The 18,381-nt window shown below is 69.5% G+C and carries 17 protein-coding genes; 8 read left to right on the top strand and 9 right to left on the bottom strand.

The window, feature by feature from the left end:
• Positions 1–8: 8 nt before the first annotated feature.
• From PCA76_RS09395 to PCA76_RS09420, 6 genes are all read right to left on the bottom strand, one after another.
• Positions 9–416: a hypothetical protein gene (locus tag PCA76_RS09395; RefSeq protein ID WP_272616663.1), complete on the bottom strand. Its 408-nt coding sequence runs from the start codon at positions 414–416 to the stop codon at positions 9–11.
• 26 nt (positions 417–442) lie between these two features.
• Positions 443–796, bottom strand: coding sequence for a zf-HC2 domain-containing protein (locus PCA76_RS09400; protein ID WP_272616664.1), 354 nt, complete (start codon positions 794–796; stop codon positions 443–445).
• Positions 797–812: 16 nt separating this feature from the next.
• Positions 813–2,399 (bottom strand): RICIN domain-containing protein, encoded by a 1,587-nt coding sequence (locus PCA76_RS09405; RefSeq protein ID WP_272616665.1) that lies wholly within the window; start codon positions 2,397–2,399, stop codon positions 813–815.
• A gap of 154 nt (positions 2,400–2,553) precedes the next feature.
• Entirely contained in the window at positions 2,554–3,165 is a 612-nt protein-coding gene (locus PCA76_RS09410; protein ID WP_272616666.1) for a sigma-70 family RNA polymerase sigma factor, read from the bottom strand.
• Between the two features lie 696 nt (positions 3,166–3,861).
• Positions 3,862–5,202 (bottom strand): carbohydrate-binding protein, encoded by a 1,341-nt coding sequence (locus PCA76_RS09415; protein WP_272616667.1) that lies wholly within the window; start codon positions 5,200–5,202, stop codon positions 3,862–3,864.
• A gap of 130 nt (positions 5,203–5,332) precedes the next feature.
• Positions 5,333–6,187: a DUF1963 domain-containing protein gene (locus PCA76_RS09420; protein ID WP_272616668.1), complete on the bottom strand. Its 855-nt coding sequence runs from the start codon at positions 6,185–6,187 to the stop codon at positions 5,333–5,335.
• Between the two features lie 505 nt (positions 6,188–6,692).
• Between PCA76_RS09420 and PCA76_RS09425 the strand changes: the two genes are divergently transcribed.
• The 6 genes from PCA76_RS09425 (at position 6,693) to PCA76_RS09450 (ending at position 14,472) form a co-directional block, all read left to right on the top strand.
• A complete protein-coding gene (locus PCA76_RS09425) occupies positions 6,693–7,814 on the top strand; it encodes a carboxypeptidase-like regulatory domain-containing protein (RefSeq protein WP_272616669.1) in 1,122 nt (373 codons plus the stop codon).
• 294 nt (positions 7,815–8,108) lie between these two features.
• Complete coding sequence (locus PCA76_RS09430; RefSeq protein ID WP_272616670.1) at positions 8,109–9,137, top strand: hypothetical protein; 1,029 nt, start codon at positions 8,109–8,111, stop codon at positions 9,135–9,137.
• Between the two features lie 135 nt (positions 9,138–9,272).
• Positions 9,273–10,034 (top strand): cyclase family protein, encoded by a 762-nt coding sequence (locus tag PCA76_RS09435; protein WP_272616671.1) that lies wholly within the window; start codon positions 9,273–9,275, stop codon positions 10,032–10,034.
• Positions 10,035–10,047: 13 nt separating this feature from the next.
• A complete protein-coding gene (locus tag PCA76_RS09440) occupies positions 10,048–11,706 on the top strand; it encodes a thiamine pyrophosphate-binding protein (protein WP_272616672.1) in 1,659 nt (552 codons plus the stop codon).
• Between the two features lie 109 nt (positions 11,707–11,815).
• Positions 11,816–12,925, top strand: coding sequence for a low temperature requirement protein A (locus PCA76_RS09445; protein ID WP_272616673.1), 1,110 nt, complete (start codon positions 11,816–11,818; stop codon positions 12,923–12,925).
• A 140-nt stretch (positions 12,926–13,065) separates the two neighbouring features.
• Positions 13,066–14,472, top strand: a complete 1,407-nt coding sequence (locus PCA76_RS09450; protein WP_272616674.1) for a glycoside hydrolase family 6 protein — start codon at positions 13,066–13,068, stop codon at positions 14,470–14,472.
• A gap of 147 nt (positions 14,473–14,619) precedes the next feature.
• Here the strand turns inward: PCA76_RS09450 and PCA76_RS09455 are convergent, their stop codons facing one another.
• Positions 14,620–15,171 carry a hypothetical protein gene (locus PCA76_RS09455; protein ID WP_272616675.1) on the bottom strand — a complete coding sequence of 184 codons (552 nt, stop codon included), beginning with the start codon at positions 15,169–15,171 and terminating at the stop codon, positions 14,620–14,622.
• A 441-nt stretch (positions 15,172–15,612) separates the two neighbouring features.
• On the opposite strand from PCA76_RS09455, the gene PCA76_RS09460 reads away from it, so the two are divergent.
• The gene (locus PCA76_RS09460; protein WP_272616676.1) at positions 15,613–16,056 is read left to right on the top strand and encodes a hypothetical protein; all 444 of its coding nucleotides are present in this window, start codon (positions 15,613–15,615) and stop codon (positions 16,054–16,056) included.
• Positions 16,057–16,399: 343 nt separating this feature from the next.
• Here PCA76_RS09460 and PCA76_RS09465 read toward each other — a convergent pair whose 3' ends face one another.
• A complete protein-coding gene (locus tag PCA76_RS09465; RefSeq protein WP_272616677.1) occupies positions 16,400–17,203 on the bottom strand; it encodes an SGNH/GDSL hydrolase family protein in 804 nt (267 codons plus the stop codon).
• 209 nt (positions 17,204–17,412) lie between these two features.
• Between PCA76_RS09465 and PCA76_RS09470 the strand changes: the two genes are divergently transcribed.
• Entirely contained in the window at positions 17,413–17,844 is a 432-nt protein-coding gene (locus PCA76_RS09470) for an Imm32 family immunity protein (RefSeq protein WP_272616678.1), read from the top strand.
• Between the two features lie 210 nt (positions 17,845–18,054).
• Here PCA76_RS09470 and PCA76_RS09475 read toward each other — a convergent pair whose 3' ends face one another.
• On the bottom strand, positions 18,055–18,363 hold the full coding sequence (locus PCA76_RS09475) for a DUF6959 family protein (protein WP_272616679.1): 309 nt from the start codon (positions 18,361–18,363) through the stop codon (positions 18,055–18,057).
• Positions 18,364–18,381: the final 18 nt, after the last annotated feature.

The raw sequence follows: 18,381 nt of genomic DNA on the forward strand, positions 1-18,381 counted from the left end.
TCGGCGGTTCAGTCGGGCTGCCCGGAGACCGGGGCGCCGGCGACGCCGGGCAGGTAGACCGACACCACCACCCCGCCGGCCTCCGGCGAGACCGTGAAGAACGACAGCTCCTTCAGACGTACGCCGCTCAGCTCGCCGGTGACCTCGTGCACGGGCGAGGTGCCCGTCCAGCGGCCCACCGGTCGGCTGTCCCCGTCGGAGGTGACCGCATAGAGCACGTACCGCGTGCCGGAGCCCAGCCCGCTGACCGTGGCCCGGATCGTGACACCGTCCTCGTGTTCGGTGAGAAAAACCGACGCCGACGCGCCGGATCTCGTGTCGCTGGCCTTGGCCGCGACTGTCGCCACGGCCGTCGCGTCGTCTGTCTCGGGACCGCGCACGATCGCGCCGAGCCCGAGCCCGGCGAGGACCAGCACGAGAACGAGCAGGCCGCTCGCGCGGATCAGCCGCAGCCGGCGTGAGGCCGTCCGCGGCCTGCCAGGGCGGCTGCCCGGCCTTTCGGACCGGCCCGCGGGCGCGCATCCGGCGGGACGGCACTCCGGTCGCCGCCGGTCGGGTGCGGCCGGGCAACGACGTGAGCCGTCGATCGGTCGTCGGCGGGGACCGGAGCCCCGCCGACGACGTCACCGAGCAGGGCCAGGGCGGCCAGGGTCTCGACGACCCCGTCCGCCTTGGCCCGGCACTCGGCGCATGCCGCCAGGTGGCGATGGATGACGTCGCTCTGCGCCGGGTCCAGTTCACCCAGGTGATGCAAGCCGAGGAGATCGTCCCCGACGTGTTCGTCCGACACCGTCATCCCTCCCTCCGGGCGATTACTTGACGAGCATCCAGAACTGGTCTCGGTTGACTGTCGGCATCCGGTCGTACTGTTCGACGTAGTAACCGTTCCAGGTGCCGGCGTTCTGCGGGCCGAGATCGTCGCCGAGCAGCTCCATCACCCTGCCGGACTTCCGGTTCTCGATGGACACCTTGCCGTCGCCGGCGTCGGCGATCTTCCACTGCTGCGTCGTGGAGTTGGGGTCCTTGGTGGCGACGACCACCTTCGCGTAGTTGTCCGTGGACCCGTTCTCGATGGCGAGCGCCTGTCGGGTGAGGTCATTGATGAACATGACATACCCGTCGGTCTTCGCCTTCTCGATTCGCCAGTACTGGTCCTTCGTGTTCCGATTGTTCCAGAGCTGAATCCGGGTCCCGGAATTCGGCTTAACATCGTCGCCCGGCAGATCGAGCGTGGCTGCTGCCCAGGCACTGCGGATCTGGTAGCGGGCATTCGGATCGAACGGGAACGTCGCGGGCTTCGCCGGCGCCTTCGTGGTCACCTTCGGCGCGGGTGCCGATGCCGACGCGGACGCCGACGGCGAGGCCGAGGGCGACGGCTTGCTGGGCGAGACGCTCGGCGTCGGCCTGCTCACAGTGGTGGTCAGCCGAGTGTCCTTCTCGTACACGCTGATGTAGGTGGCGACCTCGTCGGCCAGCTGCGGGACGTTGGCGCGGGGCAGGCCGTTGGCCCGCCGGATCACGTCGATGCCCCACTGGTACGCCCCGAGTGCCAGCGTGTACGCGTCCCCGCCGCTGAGCCCGACGAACTGGTTGGTCATGTCGCACATGGCGGCGCCCATGGCGAGGATCGCGTCGTCCGGGTTCCAGCGGGAGGCCGCCGAACCCGGCTTGTACTGATCCCACATGCTGTCGGAGAACTGGGCGATTCCGGCAGCGCCGGTGGGCGAGCGCAAGTTCGTGTTGAAGCCGGACAGGGCGCGTAGCTGCGCGGCGATCCGGGCGGGGGTGACGGTGGGGCAGACCCGCCCGGCCGCGTTGACGGCGCTGACCAGTGTGGCCGGTACGGCCATGGGTTGATCGGTCGACGGGGAGACCGCCACCACGGCGGCCCTGCCGAGGCGGAACTGCGGCTGATCGGCGTACCAGTTGGTGTAGGCGGTGACCTTGTCGACGTGGGCCTCGGCGGCCTTCGGCACGCCCTTCGCCTTGATCACTGCCTGCAGCCCCACCTTGTCCGCGGCCATGGCAGCGGCCCAGAGGTCGCCGTCGACGTCCGCCGCCCGCAACTGGCCAACGACCTCGCATGTGCGGTGCGCCATGGCCAGGACACTTGCCGCAGGGTCGGTGCGACTGGCGTCGGCCGACGGCCGCCACTTCGACCACGTCGCGTCGTCCATCCCGGCCAGGCCCTTGTTGGCGCCGTCGGAGCCGAACGCGGTAGCGGCCATCACCTGGGCCGCTACCTTCGGCGGTGTCAGTGCCGGGCAGGACAGGGCGGCGGCGACGAGGGACGGCACGTCCTCGTCGGCTACCGGGCGCCCCACCAGCTTCTCGTTGTCGGCAACCGCCGGGACGACATCGAAAGCCAGTGCGCCACAGAGGACGATGGTGAGCGTCAAGGCCACCACTTCCGCTTGGCCCCGGGTCGTCGCCATCACCCGCCGCCATCGCGACCGTAAGGCAGCGCGTTGAGTCATCGGTCCACCCATCTGCTCGGTTGAGCCTGCATCAGAGGTTCGTGCGCAACGAAGACGGATCCCGGTCGTCGCCGGTTCACGATTCGGTGGGCTTCTTTGCGGCATCCGCGCGCATCGAGCTGTCGTCCGGACGGATCATGAAACCACGTCCGGCGAGAGCCTCGCGCAGTGCCCGGAGCGCGTAGAAGGTGCGGGATTTCACCGTTCCGGCGGGAACGTCCAGGATCTCGGCGACCTCGGCCACCGACCGTTCCTGGAAGTAGATCTCGACGAGCGTGATCCGCAGCCGCTCGGGCAGCGAGTTGAGCGCCGCACGCACCTCCTGTGCGTCCAGCGCCCGCTCGATCGGGTCCTCGGCGTGGGCGTGGGCGTCGATGTGCTCGTCCGAGAGCTCGGCGGGCCGCGCCTGCGCGGCTCGAATCTCGTCGATGAAGATGCGCTTCGCCACCGTGAAGATCCAGGCGCGGCTCCACCGTCCGTCGGCGTTGCGGGCTTCCGGGTTGCGCCAGGCCCGCAGCAGCGCCTCCTGCACGATGTCCTCGGCCCGGTGAACGTCCCCGTTGGTCAGCCGGGTCAGAAAGTTGAGCAGCACCGGGCCGTGGACCTGCTGCAAGTAGCGCAGCGCGGCCACGTCAGCGCCGTCGGGTGCGGCGGGTGACAGGCCGGAACATGAGGCACTTTCAACCATTCGATTACTTATACACGTCAACTGACAAGCCCGCGCATCCAGACGATGTACCGAGCGGGCATCCAGGAGGGACGGCCTTCCCGACCGAAGGGGACGTTGCCCCCGCCTTCCTTCCGGGGACACGCTCCGTACCACAATGATCTATGCGTCGGCTTGAGGCGGTCCTCGACGGCCGTCGCAGAACGACAGGGTGGTAACCGCGGTAGGGGGTGGTGGGCCAGCAGCCGGCCGGGCCGCGCGGCCACGAGCCCGCGCGGCGTAAGGGAGCGCACGCCGGCCGTGACTCAGCCGGATTCCCAAGCTGACAGTTCAGTTGGATCAGGACCAGTTCACCCGCTCTAGCTGGTTCGGGCGGACCCGGAACTGAGTGGCTCCGTCCTCGGCTTCCACGTGGTCGGGAGCAGTGCTAACGACAAGGACCTGGTCCTCCTGCTGACCGACGACATGGCACCTCACGAACGCCTGCCAGGTCGGTCGGTCACCGCCTGGTGGCGCGCGGCTGTCTGGGGCACACAGGAGAGCACGAGACACTGTCAAACGTTGTCGATCAGTGAGTAGCCCTGGCAGCCCGCGAGGCCCTGTGAGCAGGTGCCGAGCGCAGTTCCCACTGGTGGGCCGATGACGGCTCGCAGTTCCGCTTCAACGTCTGACCGGCCTGCCGGGAGTGGCTGACGCCACTCCCGGCGTCATCATCCGTCAGCGGCCCTGCAGGCGCTTCACGTTGTCGCCGAAGGTCCACCCCTTCGACCCGTCCCAGTTCGCCGACCAGGTCATCAGGCCCTTGAGGCCGGGCACGGAATTCCATGCTTGCGTGACCAGCGACGTCGACATGTAGCCGCCGCCCGCCCCGTTCTGCGCGGGCAGGCCCGGGACCTGCTTGTCGTACGGCACGCGGATGGTCGTGCCCTGGATGGTGAGGCCGTTGTTCAGGCACTGCGTCTGCACGGTGAAGCCCTGAACGGTGCCTGCCGGGTACGAGTCGCCGGCGCAGCCGTACATGCTGCCGTTGTAGTACTGCATGTTCAGCCACCAGAGCCGGCCGTTGTCCACGTACTTCTTGATGATCGGCAGGTACGAGCCCCAGATCGAGCCGTAGACCACGCTGCCGCCGGTGACGTAGGCCGTCTCCGGTGCCATGGTCAGGCCGAAGTTCGACGGCATCCGGGCCAGCACGCCGTCGATGATCCGGATCAGGTTGGCCTGCGACGTCGACAGGGTGTTGATGTTGCCGCTGCCGGTCAGGCCGGTCTCGATGTCGATGTCGATGCCGTCGAAGTGGTAGGCCGTCAGGATCGGCACGATCGTCGCGATGAACCGGTCGGCGACCGCGGTGGAGCTCAGGTCGATGCCCGCGGCGGCCCCGCCGATCGACATCAGGATGGTGGCGCCGGCCGCTTTGGCCTGGCACATCTCGGCCGGGGTGGCCACCTTCACGCCAGCGTCCATGCCGTTCTCCCAGAGGACAGTGCCGTCCGAGCGGATCACCGGGAACGCCGCGTTGATCACGTTGTAGCCGTGCTGGTTGAGCCGGCTGTCGGTGATCGGGATCCAGCCGAGTCCGGGGTGTACGCCGTTGGAGGCGCCGTCCCAGTTCTCCCAGTAGCCCTGCAACACCTTGCCGGTGGGCCGCGACTTCACCGCGCAGGTCCCACCGGTGGGCGGCGGTGTGGTCGGTGGTGGCGTGGTGGGCGGAGGCGTGGTGGGCGGCGGGGTCGTCGGCGGCGGCGTGGTGGGCGGCGGAGTGCTTCCCGAGCACGCGCCGAGGTCACGCCACAGCGACGGGGTCGCGGCGGGGTTCCAGCCGGCGCCGGGGTGCGCGGTGTGGGTGACCAGAGCTTGGTAGAGCCGGCCGCCGTAGGTGACCTGGGCACCCGCCTGGTAGGTGGGGCCCTCAGCCCAGGCCGGGGCGGTGCAGGCGACCATCGGGACGGCGTTGGCCGAGGGCACGGCCGCCATGCTGCTGGGGACGAAGGCGACGGCGGCCGTGACGGTCATCGCCGCCCCGGCGATCACTGCGAAAATCCGACGGCTTCTCATGGCTCACTCCCCAGGCTTCGACGACCCGCGACCTCCACATATTGACGTTCGTGACGTTTAATATCAAGGCTTGTTTACAGATCCCGGGAAGTTGGGGAGTGCGGTGACGTGCGCCGCCGGCCGCGTCAGATCACGCTCCGTCCAGGTGGACGTAGACCCGGTCGAAGCGCAGTTCGGCCAGATCCTGGCGCGGAATCACCCAGCTGATGAGGTTCTGCTCCCCGCCGTTGACCATGTCGGTGCCATCCGCCGAGGCCAGCAGAACCCAGTCCTCGTCCTTCGGTGGTTCCGTGCCGGGGACCGGCGGCCGTGCGCCGCCGTGGGAAGCCGTCGGATCGGCGGCCCCTAAGGCTGCGTCAATGGGACCGTTGTTGAGCTCGATGGGAAAGCCGCCCAACTGCACCCCTCTTTCGCCGAGCGGGTATTCCTGCGAGTCTTCCCACGCCCTGGCCAGGTCCTTGCCGTGCGGATGCTCGGGGGTGTTGCTGTCGTAGGCAGGGTGGAGGGGGTGATAGGGGACGATCGTCAGACGCAGACTCTCCACGGGCCACGGGCCATCTTCGTCTTCATCGTCGTCATCGTCTTCGTTCTCGTCATCGTCTTCATCGATCCAGGGTCGCTCGGCGACGGCTGCTCCGGCGGGGACATACACCACTGTGCCTCTGAAGTCGCAACACGCGTCGCCGTCGTCGTTGGAGAACAGCAGCAGCTGACCGTCGGAGGGCAGGGGCAGGTCTGTCGCCTCGGCAGGCAGGGCCGCGCAATCGATCGAGGCGACAAGAGTGAACGGTGGGTGGGGCACGTCGGCCGGAAGCCACGGGTTGCCACCCCACCGGCCCGCCACCGGCCCGTCTCCCCAAGGGAGGAGCGTCGCAAACGGGCGAAGGCCGCTAATCCATCGTTCGACATCGGCTGGCGGGATGCCCTGCTCGGCCGCCTTGGCGCGGAACGGATCGATGAACTTTTGCGAGTACGTGAAAATCATGCGCGGCAGTGTAGAGATGAGCCCCGACAGACCAGGGCGACGGTGGCGAGGCGGTCGCCCGACACCAGGAGGCGGTCAGGTCGGACGGGATGGCGGCAGTGGCCTGTTGAGCATCAGGCCGCACAACTGATCGACACCGCACAGGCGTACCTCCAGGTCGGTGACCTCTGCGGGCCGTCCGCGCCCTCGCCGAGGCCGACCGGATCGCGCCGGCCAGCACAGGCGAGGCTCCTGGTCGGGGCATCGGGTTGTGGTTGATTTGCTGTCCTACCCGGAGCCTCGCCCGTATTGATCACCAGCGCCCTGTGCACCCCGGCTGACCTGCAAGATCAGGCTAAAAGCCGCACACAACTGTCAGCGACGGATCGGGGTATCGGTTCAGAGTGGGTCCCCCTGCGAGAGGCCGGGTAGAGGGCCCGCGAGTCGCGCAACTCACCCCCGGCAGGGCATAGTGTCCCGCGGCGTCATCGGCCGATGTCGCTGCCCGTGGAGAGGGTGGTAGGAAGTGACGACGCGCTTACGTGCCCGATGGGCCCGGGCCGCCGCATTGATCGCGCTGACCGGGGGGACGCTCGCGGTGTCCGCGGCACCCGTGGCGGGCGCCCCGGTGCCCATCAACATCCTGAGCGTGTCGGCGGAGAACGTGAAGCCCGGCGACAAGGTGCGCGTTCAGTTCCGCGTCACGAACAACGCGAGCAGGGCCGAAACGGCCATCGTGGTGGTTGGTGGCGGCCTGCAATGCACCACCGGCTGCCGGGCGGAGCCGAAGCTCAAACCCGGTCAGAGCCAGGACTTCCAGGCCACCGTTGTCGCGCCCCAGGTGAACGCGGGCGAGACCCTCGGTCTCAACATCTCGGTCGCCGTACGGCTCGGCGGGCAGAACAGCTTCGACTACAAGATGGTCTACATTCACGGGTCGGGCACGTCACAACCCGGTGCGGACAAGCCCTCGTCCGAGGTGGACGGGGTGTCCGGCCAGGTCCGCGACAGCAGCGGCAAGGCGATCGGCGGCGTGGCCCTGACCGTCCGGGACAGCGCCGGGCACGAATACCGTACGACGAGCGACCGGAGCGGCCGGTTCTCGATCAAGTCGGGCGCCGGCAAGACGATCGCCGAGGGCCCGATCACGGTCGTCGCGGCCCTGGACGGCTATCGCACCACTCGCACGACCGTGCGGGGCTCCGCCGGTGATACCGCGAGCGTGCGGCTGACCTTGGCCGCCGTGGCCGCGCCCGCCACGACCCCGCCCTCGCCCACCGCACCGGCGGCAGCGGACGAGGCTCCCGAGCCGGAGGCCAGCGTAGCCGCGGCGGCAACCCCCGCCCTCAAACCTGTCAGCGACGAGAGCAGCGGTTCGCTGCCGTACATCCTGGGCGGCCTGCTGGTCGCCGCCGGCCTGGGCGTACTGGCCCTGATGGTGAACCGCCGCCGGAACACGCCGGACGAGCCGGCTCCGCACGCGGCGACTCAGCTGACGCCACCGGCCGGAGCGGGTATGAGCGACGCACCGACCGCGGTGCTGTACACGAGGCCGACGGCCGACGGGTTCCCCGGCCCATACGGCAGGCCCCCGCAGGGCGGCATTCAGCAGATCAGCCACGACCCATACGGCGGGCCGGCCCTCTAACCCAGCTACGGGACCCATGATGACGGTTGACCGGTGGGGGCGGCGGCACGCGTACGGCCGAGCGATCGACACCCCGGCGCATCTGCACGCGTCGGAGTTCGGCGATGCCGCAGCCCGCGATGCTGCGCTGGACCATCTCCGAGGCACGGTGCTGCACCAGGGTTTCCCCTCGGCACCATGGCGGCTGCCCAGTGACGGCAATCGTCACCGGGCAACCGCCGACAGAGCACTTCCGGTGGGGACGTCAGCGTGCTTCGGTAGATACACCACCACCGCGCACCACTGGGAGCAGCGATGACCAGGATCGTTCGGAGCAGATTCCTGGCCGGCCTCACCGCCGGCGCCCTCACCGCGTCGCTGGGCCTGCCCGGCGTCGCCACGGCCGCGCCGAAGCACCGGAGCGCCCCGGTATGCGCGCTACGTTCACTGCCCTTACCGGCGGACATGGACGGTCGAGCCGAGGCGGTCGACCCGACCGGCCGGTTCGTCGTCGGCCTCGGCTACCGAATCACCGACGACGACTTCCAGCCACTACTGCTGCTCTGGGCCGCACCGCCGATCCGATCCGCGCCGGGGGTCTGGAACGAACCTCGCCTCACCGTCGTCGCCATGGGAGCGGCGCAGGAAGTCAGAGACATCAACCGGTACGGCGTTGTCGTCGGCAACGCTGTCGTCGACAACTCCTACCGCCCCTGGCGCTACCGCAACGGCCACTTGGAGTGGCTACCCGTCCCGACGATGGTCTCCGGCACCTGGGCGCTGGGAATCAACGCTCGCGGCGACATCGTCGGCCAAGGCGCCGTCGAGCAGACCGAGACGACCCTGGCGCTGCTCTGGCCCGCCGACCGGCCGGGCACCGTCGAGGTGATCGACGCCCCGGCCTATGCCAGCGCGCGGGAGATCTTGGATGACGGCACGATCGTCGGCAACGCCGCCGACTTCGGCTGGGTACGCCATCCTGACGCAAGGATCGACCGGCTCACCGCGCCCGGCGCCCAGTGGTCAGGGGTCTCCGCGGCCCAGGGGACCTGGGTGGTTGGCCACATCGGTACCGGCGGCGGGGACAGCGCAATGGTGCGCTGGGACCTGCGGACCGGCGTGGCGACCGCAGTGAACCCGGCGCTGGTATCGATGCAGGGCGTCAACATCCGGGGCACAGTGCTCGGCGACCGAGCCGTCGACCACGGCGACCGGCTCGTCGCCCTGGGCGGCGCTATCCCCGGTGTCCTGGACACCTTCGGCTGGGCAATCGCCGACAACGGGCTCGTCGTGGGCTCCACCAACGGCTCTCGACTGCGCCCGGCGCGCTGGACCAACTGCTGAAACTTGCTGCAGTACGACGAGAGCCCCGAGGCCCTTGAGTACCGGCAGAGTCTCACCCGTCGCGGCGGTCAGCGCCGATGACACGCCCCGTTCGAGGGTCCATCGTGGAGTGAAAGCGCGGTGTACCGTCGCCGCATGACGGTGCTGCAGGAGTTTGTCGCCGCTCTTTCCAGCGGCCGGATCCAGGTTGTCGACCTCACCGCTCCGCTCTCGGACCAGACCCCGATCCTGGGTCTGCCCGAGCAGTTCGGCCAGACCTGGCCGTTCCGGCTCAGCGAGATCAGCCGGTACGACGACCGCGGTCCGGCCTGGTATTGGAACAACTTCTCCACCGGCGAGCACACGGGCACCCATTTCGACGCCCCGGTGCACTGGGCCACCGGTCAACAGGGCGCGGACGTGTCACAGGTCCCGGTGAGCCAGCTGATCGCCCCGGCGGTGGTGATCGACCACGCCGCCGATGCCGCCGGCGACCCTGACTTCCTGCTCGAAATCGAGCACGTCAAGGCGTGGGAGGCGGAACACGGTGCCCTGCCCGCCGGTGGCTGGCTGCTCTACCGCACCGGCTGGGACGCGTACGGCGACGACCCGGAGCGGTACGCCAACGCCGGGCGTACCCCGGGCATCTCCGTCGAGTGCGCCCGCTGGCTGGCCGAGGAGTCGCCGATCCAGGGCGTCGGGGTGGAGACGGTCGGCACCGACGCGGGCGCCGCGCATTCGTTCGACCCGCCGTTCCCGTGCCACTCGTTCCTGCTCGGCCAGGAGAAGTACGGCCTGACCCAGCTACGTAACCTGGCGCGGTTGCCGGCGACCGGCGCGGTGGTGATCGCCGGACCACTGCCGATCGTCTCCGGGTCCGGCAGCCCGTGCCGGGTCCTCGCGCTGGTCGAACGGTAGGACCGGGCCACAGATGCGGGTAGCCGAGGTGGTCGGGCGGGTTCTGTACGGACACGGCGCACGGTGCGTCTTCGGGGTGGTCGGCAGCGGCAACTTCCATGTCACGAACGCGCTTGTGGGAGCCGGCGCCCGGTTCGTGGCGGCGGCCCACGAGGGCGGCGCGGCGAGCATGGCGGACGGGTACGCCCGCACCTCCGGGACGGTGGGCCTGCTCTCGGTGCACCAGGGTCCGGGCGTCACCAACGCGCTGACCGGCCTCACCGAGGCCGCGAAGAGCCGTACCCCGATGGTGGTCCTGGCCCCGGAGGCGACCGCGCCCCGATCGAACTTCTTCATCGACCTGCCGGCGCTCGCCGCCGCGGTCGGGGCCGACTTCCATCGGGTACGCACGACGCACGCGGCCGAGGACGCGGGCGCGGCGTACCGGGCCGCCGCCCGGGGCGCGACGGTGGTGCTGGGCCTCCCGTTGGAGGTGCAGCGCACCGTGATCGAACCGTGGTCCGGCATGGTCCCTGCGGTCGTGCCGACCTCGGCCACCGCCCCGCAGGTCGAGCCGTTGCTGGCCGCGCTCCAGGCCGCACGTCGACCGGTCTTCATCGCGGGTCGGGGTGCCCGGGCGGCCCGGGAACCGCTGACCCGGCTCGCCGACGCGTGCGGCGCGCTGCTCGCGGTCTCGGCTGCGGCGAAGGGACTGTTCGCCGGGGACCCGTGGAACATCGACGTGGCCGGCGGCTTCGCCACCCCGCTCGCCGCCGAGCTGATCGGCGCGGCGGACCTGGTCGTCGCGTGGGGCAGCACGCTGAACATGTGGACCACGCGGCACGGCGAACTGATCCCGCCCTCCGCCGTCGTCGTCCAGGTAGACCACGACCCGGCCGCGTTCGGGGTGAACCGCCCGGTTGACCTGACGGTGGCCGGCGAGGTGGCTGCGGTCGCCGAGGCGGTGCTCGGTCGGCTGGGCGCCGGCTCCGCGGGGCCCGTGGACGCCAGGGCCGGCGGCTGGCGTACCCCGGAGCTGGCACAACGGATTCGCGACCACGGCCGGTGGCGGACGGTCCCGTACCGGGACGAGGGTGGGTCGGCGCGGGCCGGCGCCCCGGCGACGATCGACCCGAGGACGCTCTCGGCCGTCCTGGACGACCTGCTGCCGCCGGACCGGACGGTGGTGGTCGACTCCGGCAACTTCATGGGTTACCCGTCAATGTGGCTCGACGTGCCGGACGTGGCCGGATTCTGTTTCACCCAGGCGTTCCAGTCGGTCGGGCTCGGCCTGGCCAGTGCGCTCGGCGCGGCGGTCGCCCGGCCGGACCGGCTCACCGTCGCCGCGGTCGGCGACGGTGGCTTCGTCATGTCCGCGACCGAACTGGTCACCGCCGTCCGGCTGGCGTTACCCCTCCTCGTGGTGATCTACGACGACGCGGCGTACGGCGCCGAGGTGCACCACTTCGGCCCGGACGGGCACCCGTTGGAGACGGTCACCTTCCCCGAGACCGACCTGGCCGCGATCGCCCGTGGTTACGGCTGCGAAGGGTTGACCGTCCGGACCGTCGACGATCTCGGGCCGGTACGCCGCTGGCTCGATGGTCCCCGTACCCGGCCGTTGGTGGTCGACGCCAAGGTCTGCGCCGCGCGCGGCTCATGGTGGCTGGAGGAGGCGTTCCGTGGCCACTGAGCCAACGCCGTGCGTCCGGCGACGCGGGCGGCGTAACCGGAATCAGAGCTGACACAACTCCTCTGGCGGCCGGCTCGTTGGTGCAACAAGGGGCGGACGGAGGCGGACGATGGCGGCGGGGCAGGGTGCCGAACTGCTGCGTCCTCCCACCAGTTCGGGCCGCGCGACGTTCCTGGAGCTCTTCTTCGATCTGGCCTTCGTGGTGGCCCTCACCCGGGTCTCACAACGATTCGCCGGCTTGAGCGATGACACTGGCTGGGCGCTCGTCACAGGGTTCGGACGTACCCTCCTGCTCTTTCTGGCGCTCTGGCTGATCTGGTCGCACACCGCCTGGATCACCAGTCGCTACGAACCAGAGCGGCCGATCATCCAGGCCGTCGTGGTCGGCACCATGTTCGCCGGCCTGATTATGGCGGTGACGCTGCCACGCGCTATGGAGGAACGAGCGCTGCCGTTCACGGCCGCATACTTGATGGTGATGGTGGTGCGGCCGCTGGTGGTCGCCGCCGCGCTGCGTGGCCACCCGCGACGGCTGGTGCCGTTCCGGCTTGCCGCGTGGGCGTCGGCGAGCGTGCCTCTGTGGCTGGCCGGCGCGTTGGGTCCGGACCGACTTCGCCTGCAGCAGATGTTTCTGATTGCACTCGGTGAGTCGATTCTGGTCATCGGCGTCGTTTTCAGCGGTGCGGACTATTCCGCCGGGCGGGCGGCCGCCTTCGCGGTCGCGTTCGCCACCAGCGCGCTGCTCTGGCGGATCTACTTCCACCGCGCAGGTCTGCTGCTGAGCGATGCGTTGGATCGGGCGGTTATGCCCGGCCGGCTGGGTGCCGCGTCGGAACGGACGCATCTGCTGATCGTGCTCAGCGTGCTCGTCACGTCGGTCGGATACGAGCTGGTGATCGATCATCCGTTTGGGCAGCCGCGGCCCAGTTGGCTTCTGTTCGTGGTAGGCGGTCCGATGCTCTTCCTCGTCGCCCGTATGCGGCTGGAGTACGAGATCTTTGGCCGCGTCTCCCGTTCCCGCATGATCGGATTGGTGGCCCTGCTGCTGTTCACGCCGGCGTTGGCCCGCTGGGCGCCGATGGTCGGGCTGAGCGTGGTGGCCGGAGTGCTGGCCCTGGTCGCGCTGCTCGACGCGCTGCGGAGTTGGGGACAGCCGCTGGAGGTTCCCGCCTCGCCGATCGGGCGGGAGGCATCCGACGTTCGCGACTCCGAGGCGTGACCGCGCGGCCGTGGCGGACCTGCGACCAGGTGGAGATGCGCGAGTCTTCACATCTTGGCAGCGGCGCGCGCCTCCGCTACCGTCCATGGGAACGCTCCCATGAACTTAGATACATCTATGTGATCTGGAGGCAACACGTCGTGCCTACCCTCTCCTCGCTCCGCCGCAGATCGGCGGCCATCAGCGTGGCGGCCGTCGCGGCCGCCACCGCCGTCGGCTTCTGCCTCACCGTCGGCAGCGCCGCCGCCGGCACGCTGTCCGGATCGCTCTACCGCGACCCGAGTTCGGCCGTCGTCCGCTGGGTCGCCGCCAACCCCGGCGACTCGCGTACCGCCGTCATCCGCGACAAGGTCGCGAGTCAGCCGCAGGCCCGCTGGTTCGCCAACTTCAACCCCTCGACCGTGCAGTCCGAGGTCTCCGGGTTCATCGGCACCGCCAACGCGGCGCAGCAGATCCCGGTGCTCTCGGTGTACGAGATCACCAACCGGGACTGCGGCGGGGCCAGCGCGGGTGGGGCCCCGGACCTCAACCAATACCAGACGTGGGTGTCCAACTTCGCCCGCGGCCTGGGCAACCAGACCGTCATCATCATCCTGGAAACCGACTCGCTCGCCCTGCTGACGTGCCTGAGCGGCGGTGAGATCAGCGCGCGCAACCAGGCGATCACGACGGCCACCCAGACCATCAAGTCGGGCAACCCCAACGCCAAGGTGTACCTCGACGGCGGCCACTCCACCTGGAACAGCGCGGGTGAGACGGCCAACCGGCTCCGCGCGGCCGGCGTGCAGTACGCCGACGGCTTCTTCACCAACGTGTCGAACTTCAACTCCACCTCCGGCGAGGCGAACTTCGGCCGGGCGGTCATCTCCGCCCTCAACGGCATGGGCATCTCGGGCAAGCGCCAGGTCATCGACACCAGCCGCAACGGGGGCGCCAGCGGCGACTGGTGCGCCGACGACAACACCGACCGGCGGATCGGGCAGTACCCGACGACCAACACCGGCGACAGCAACATCGACGCGTACCTGTGGGTGAAGCCGCCGGGGGAGGCGGACGGCTGCCGCTACACGGCCGGTTCGTTCCAGCCCGACCTGGCCTACAGCCTGGCCAACGGCGCGCCCAATCCGCCCACGACGACCCCGCCGACGACCGCGCCGCCGACGACCGCGCCGCCGACCACCGCTCCCCCTACCACGACCCCGCCGACGACCACGCCGCCGACCGTTGCTCCGCCGAACACCTCGCCGCCGACCGGTGACGGCTGCTACGCGGACGTCGCGGTCAACCAGTGGGCCGGCGGCTTCACCGCGAGCGTGACGGTCACCGCCGGAAAGTCGGACATCAACGGCTGGACCGTGACCGTCACCCTGCCCAGCGGCGCGGCAGTCACCGGCACCTGGAACGCCCAGGCCAGAGGCACCGGCGGAACCGTCCAGTTCACCAACGCGAGCTACAACGGACGGGTCCTCGGCCGGCAGTCGACCAACTTCGGCTTCCAGGGCACCGGCACCGGCCCGGGCGTGATGGCCACCTGCGTGACCGGCTGACCCACCCCGATGCCGCGGCCCGGCGCGGAGGACCCCTCTTCGCGCCGGGCCGGGCCGGCGGTGACCGGTGGCAACCGGTCGGGCAGGCGACGGCCGGACGGCGGTACGCCTCTCGGGGTTCACCGCTGTCCGGGTCGAGTCACGTCGTCAGCCTGCGGTGACCGGCACCGCGATAACGCCCTGCACCAGGTGCAGGGTCATGTGCGGGTAGTGGGCCCGGATCTTCCCGGCGTCGCGCTGCGGGTCGTCGGTGCCCACTTCCACGTACTGGCCGGGCTCCGCGCCGACGTTGCGCAGCTGGACGCCTCGCCGCTGCCAGTAGTCGAAGTCGACGCCGATGTCCGCCACCCACTCGTCGAGAGCCACCTTGGAGTACCGGGCGTCGGTGAACCGCACCGCCACGGCGGGCACCAGCGCGCGGACGGCGGCGTCCAAGCCAGGGGTGGGGATGCGCTGCACCAGCAGGAGTCGGGCGGGCAGGTCGACGGCGACCCCGGCGTAGGCCCTGGGCCAGCGCAACGAGGCCGCGTTGCCGACCACCGTGGCGGCATCCATCACCTCCTGTTGGCCCGGCCATTCGGGCAGGCCCGGCCAAGGTGTGGCCGTTGGGCGTGGGGGCTGTAAGGGCGTCGTCGGCGCGGCGGTGGCGGCGGTGCAGGCAGCGAGCGCCAGCAGCAGTGGGACCAGGCGACGGGGCATGGGTCAGACCTCCTCGGACGGCCACCGGAAGAGCCGCCAATCGGGCATTAAGGAAATAACATCCGGTCGAGATGAGACGAACGCCCACCCCGACCGGTTCCCTCGTCGGAGCGAGGTCAGCTCTGCTGCGAGTACGCAAGGGTCGACGTCAAGTCGTCAACCTAGACGCGCCGCCAGCACGGGGGTGGTGGCCGCTGTCGACATCACTCACGGTGCGTTCACCGTCGTCGTCGGCCACAGCCGTGCGGCCGGGCAGCGAAGACCTGCACCGCAAGCAGGTCCAGATGCTGGAGGACATGGTCGGTTGGCTGGGACATTTGTTCCGGGTGACCCGATGCTGATCATGGCCGACTGTCATCATCAAGCGTCTGATCGACGGATGGCCCGCGGTGGCCTGCTTCGTAGAGTCAGCGGCGATCACGATCAAAGACGGGGGACACCATGAACCAGAAGCTCCAGGCCCGCGCGTTCGAGCGGGTGGCGCCGACCCTGCAGCCGGGGGAACGGCCGATCACGGCGACCCGAGCGATGGTCGGGAGCTTCTCGGCCAGTCGGCTCGGGACGGTCGTCAGGCAGGGGCTGATCCAGGCGGCTGCCGGAGCGACGGGCGCCGCGCTGGCGCGGACCAAGAAGCAGTTCCTCGTGCTCACCGACCGGCGACTGATCTTTCTGCCGCAGACCTTCCTCGGCGGGCCCGGTACAGGTGTTCTCGGCGAGGTGTCCCGGGAACACGTCGCGCTCGCCGAGGCGAAGATCGGCGTTGTGAGCCTGCTGCGCCTCGCCTTCGACGGTGCGGGAGACGGCGTCACTCTGACGTTCCCTCGGGTGGACAAGAAGAACGCCGAGGCCCTCGCGGCAGCCTTGGCGCCGGTGCCGACAGCCTGATCGGGCTCGGCCCGCGTCGGCCTGGCTGGTGGCGTGCTGGCCAGCGACCTGCCGGGTCAGACCAGCGCCGGGTAGTACTCCAACGTGACTTGATCTCCGGTGCGGAGCCGGGCTGCTGGGCGGCGAGCATGGCCAGGGTGATGAAGCGGTGCCAGCCAGACCCACCGCGGACGTGGTAGTGCTCCAGGCCGACCTGGCCTTTGCCGGCCTGGAGCAGCTCCTCAATGGACTAAGCGGCGGTCGGCGCTCTCGTCGCCGACCGGAACCGGACCGGGCGGATACCCGGTGAGGGTCGACGGAAGGTGCCGGGCGCGCGGGGCAATGCCCCGCGCGCCCCCGGACGTCAGCCGGCGACGGAGCGGAAGGCCGGGTAGTAGCCGCTGGATTGACCGGCTGCGGTCGGGTGGTAGGAGATGCCGAGGTTGGCGAAGTTTAGGGCGTGCAACCACTTCGCGCCGTAGCTGCACAGCTGATGTCCGACGAACTGCGACCGGACGTCAGCGAAGGTGAAGCCGGCGGCCACGGCGGCACTTCGGGTGATGTCATCCACCAGGTTGATACCCTCGTTGATCTTCGCTCGCGAGGTGGCACTGAGCCCGACACACGTCGTGCCCAGTTGGTAGAAGACCGGGTAGCCGACGACCACGACCCGGGCAGAGGGCGCTCGGGTGCGAATTCCGTTGTAAACGGTGCGCAGCAGGTTGGTGAGGTCGGCCCTGGCCTTGTCCTCGGCGGCCTGCACGGCGGTCACGCAGTCGGTGGTCCCGTAGAGCACGCAGGTGGTCATGATGTTGGCGAATCCGACATCGTTGCCGCCGACCGTGACGCTGACCAGGGTCGTGGTGGCACTGAGCGCGCCGAGCTGCGTGTTGATCACACTCGCGGTGGTGGCGCCAGAGCAGGCAACCGAGCGGTACGACGCGGGCCGCACATTGGTGGCGTACAGCGCCGGGTAGGCGTTGGTGCTGCGCTGACAGGAACCGCTCTCGGCGGTGTAGCTGCCAGCGCCCACCCCGGAAGAGTAGGAGTCGCCGAGGGCGACGTAATGGTCGCCGGGAGCAGCCTGGGCAGGCGCTGCCAGAGTGAGGGTGGCGCCCAGGGCCGTGACCAGGCCTAGGGCGAGGGTTGCCAGACGGGATCTCCGCACGTCGTGCTCCGGTGGTGGTAGGAGGTTCGGTGCGAAATAGATATCACTAAACATTGATGTTGGAAAGATCTTCTTCTGAGTCATGCGGATGCGACGCGGTCGACAGTGGCCGCGGCCCGGGTTGCGCCTCGCCGGCACGGGGCTCGGCGCCGACTCCGACGCTCAAAGCTGAAAGTTGCTGGACAAGCGGGGGAGCCTACGGTTGCGGGATGAGGCTTGACTACTACTCCGCCGCCGAAGGCGTCGACATCGCGAGTGACCGGGCAGACCTCTGTCACCTCGCTGACCTGGTGGCAAGCGGAGGCGAGCTGAGCCTTGCACCGTCCGCTCAGCCGCGGCGCCTACGGGGTGTCCTCATCGATGAGACACCGGGCCCCGTCGCAATCCGTGTCGACGATCGCGGGTATCTCACCATCCATGGTGGAGCGGAGAGTCGGTCGCTTCTCGCCGACCTGCTACGCGATGTAGCCGACATGGACGACGGTGGCCACGTTCACCTGGAGTACTTCGAGGGCCACCATTTCCTGTCACCGGACAGCGTGCCGCTCATCGTCAACAGTCCGCATGGCGGGATGCCGGGGCGCTCAGTCGACCAGGATGCAGCCGGTGAACCCGAGCGCCGGAGACGCGCTGACAAGTAGCCGAGATGAGTTCGTCTATCGGCCGCGCAACCTCTATGAGCATGGCGTCCACGACGTTGTAGCGGGGGAGGACGCGCTTCGCCTGGCTGGTGTAGTGGTACCCATCGGCTCGGCGGCCACCGTTGGGCAGTTGGCAGTACTCCCGCCGGAGTTCTTCGTATCGCTCCGTCAATAGCGGCGCGCCGCCCAGTGCAACGTTGCGGAGTCCACTCAAGTGCCCTCTCCGGTCGGTCCAGACGATCGCTCCCCGGGGTACGGGAGCTGGATTCCGCGCTCGACGAGGACGGCTTCGTAGAAACGAAGGATCTGCGTTAACTCCTCGACCACGTAATCGAGATCGTCCAGCGCCTCACCACCGCCCTCGCTAAGCCGCAATGTGCTGGCCGCCGCGGCGAGTTGACGCTGCATCTCGGCAAACGTGTCGCCCTGGACGTGTATCCCCGGGAAGGCGCGGCCCGCCAGGTGAGTTACCGCCGTATTCCCGTCATGCGCCAGCACCTGGGCCCGCTCGTCATCCACCGAGCGATGGTCGCATCA

Source organism: Micromonospora sp. LH3U1, from assembly GCF_028475105.1.
Classification (GTDB): domain Bacteria; phylum Actinomycetota; class Actinomycetes; order Mycobacteriales; family Micromonosporaceae; genus Micromonospora.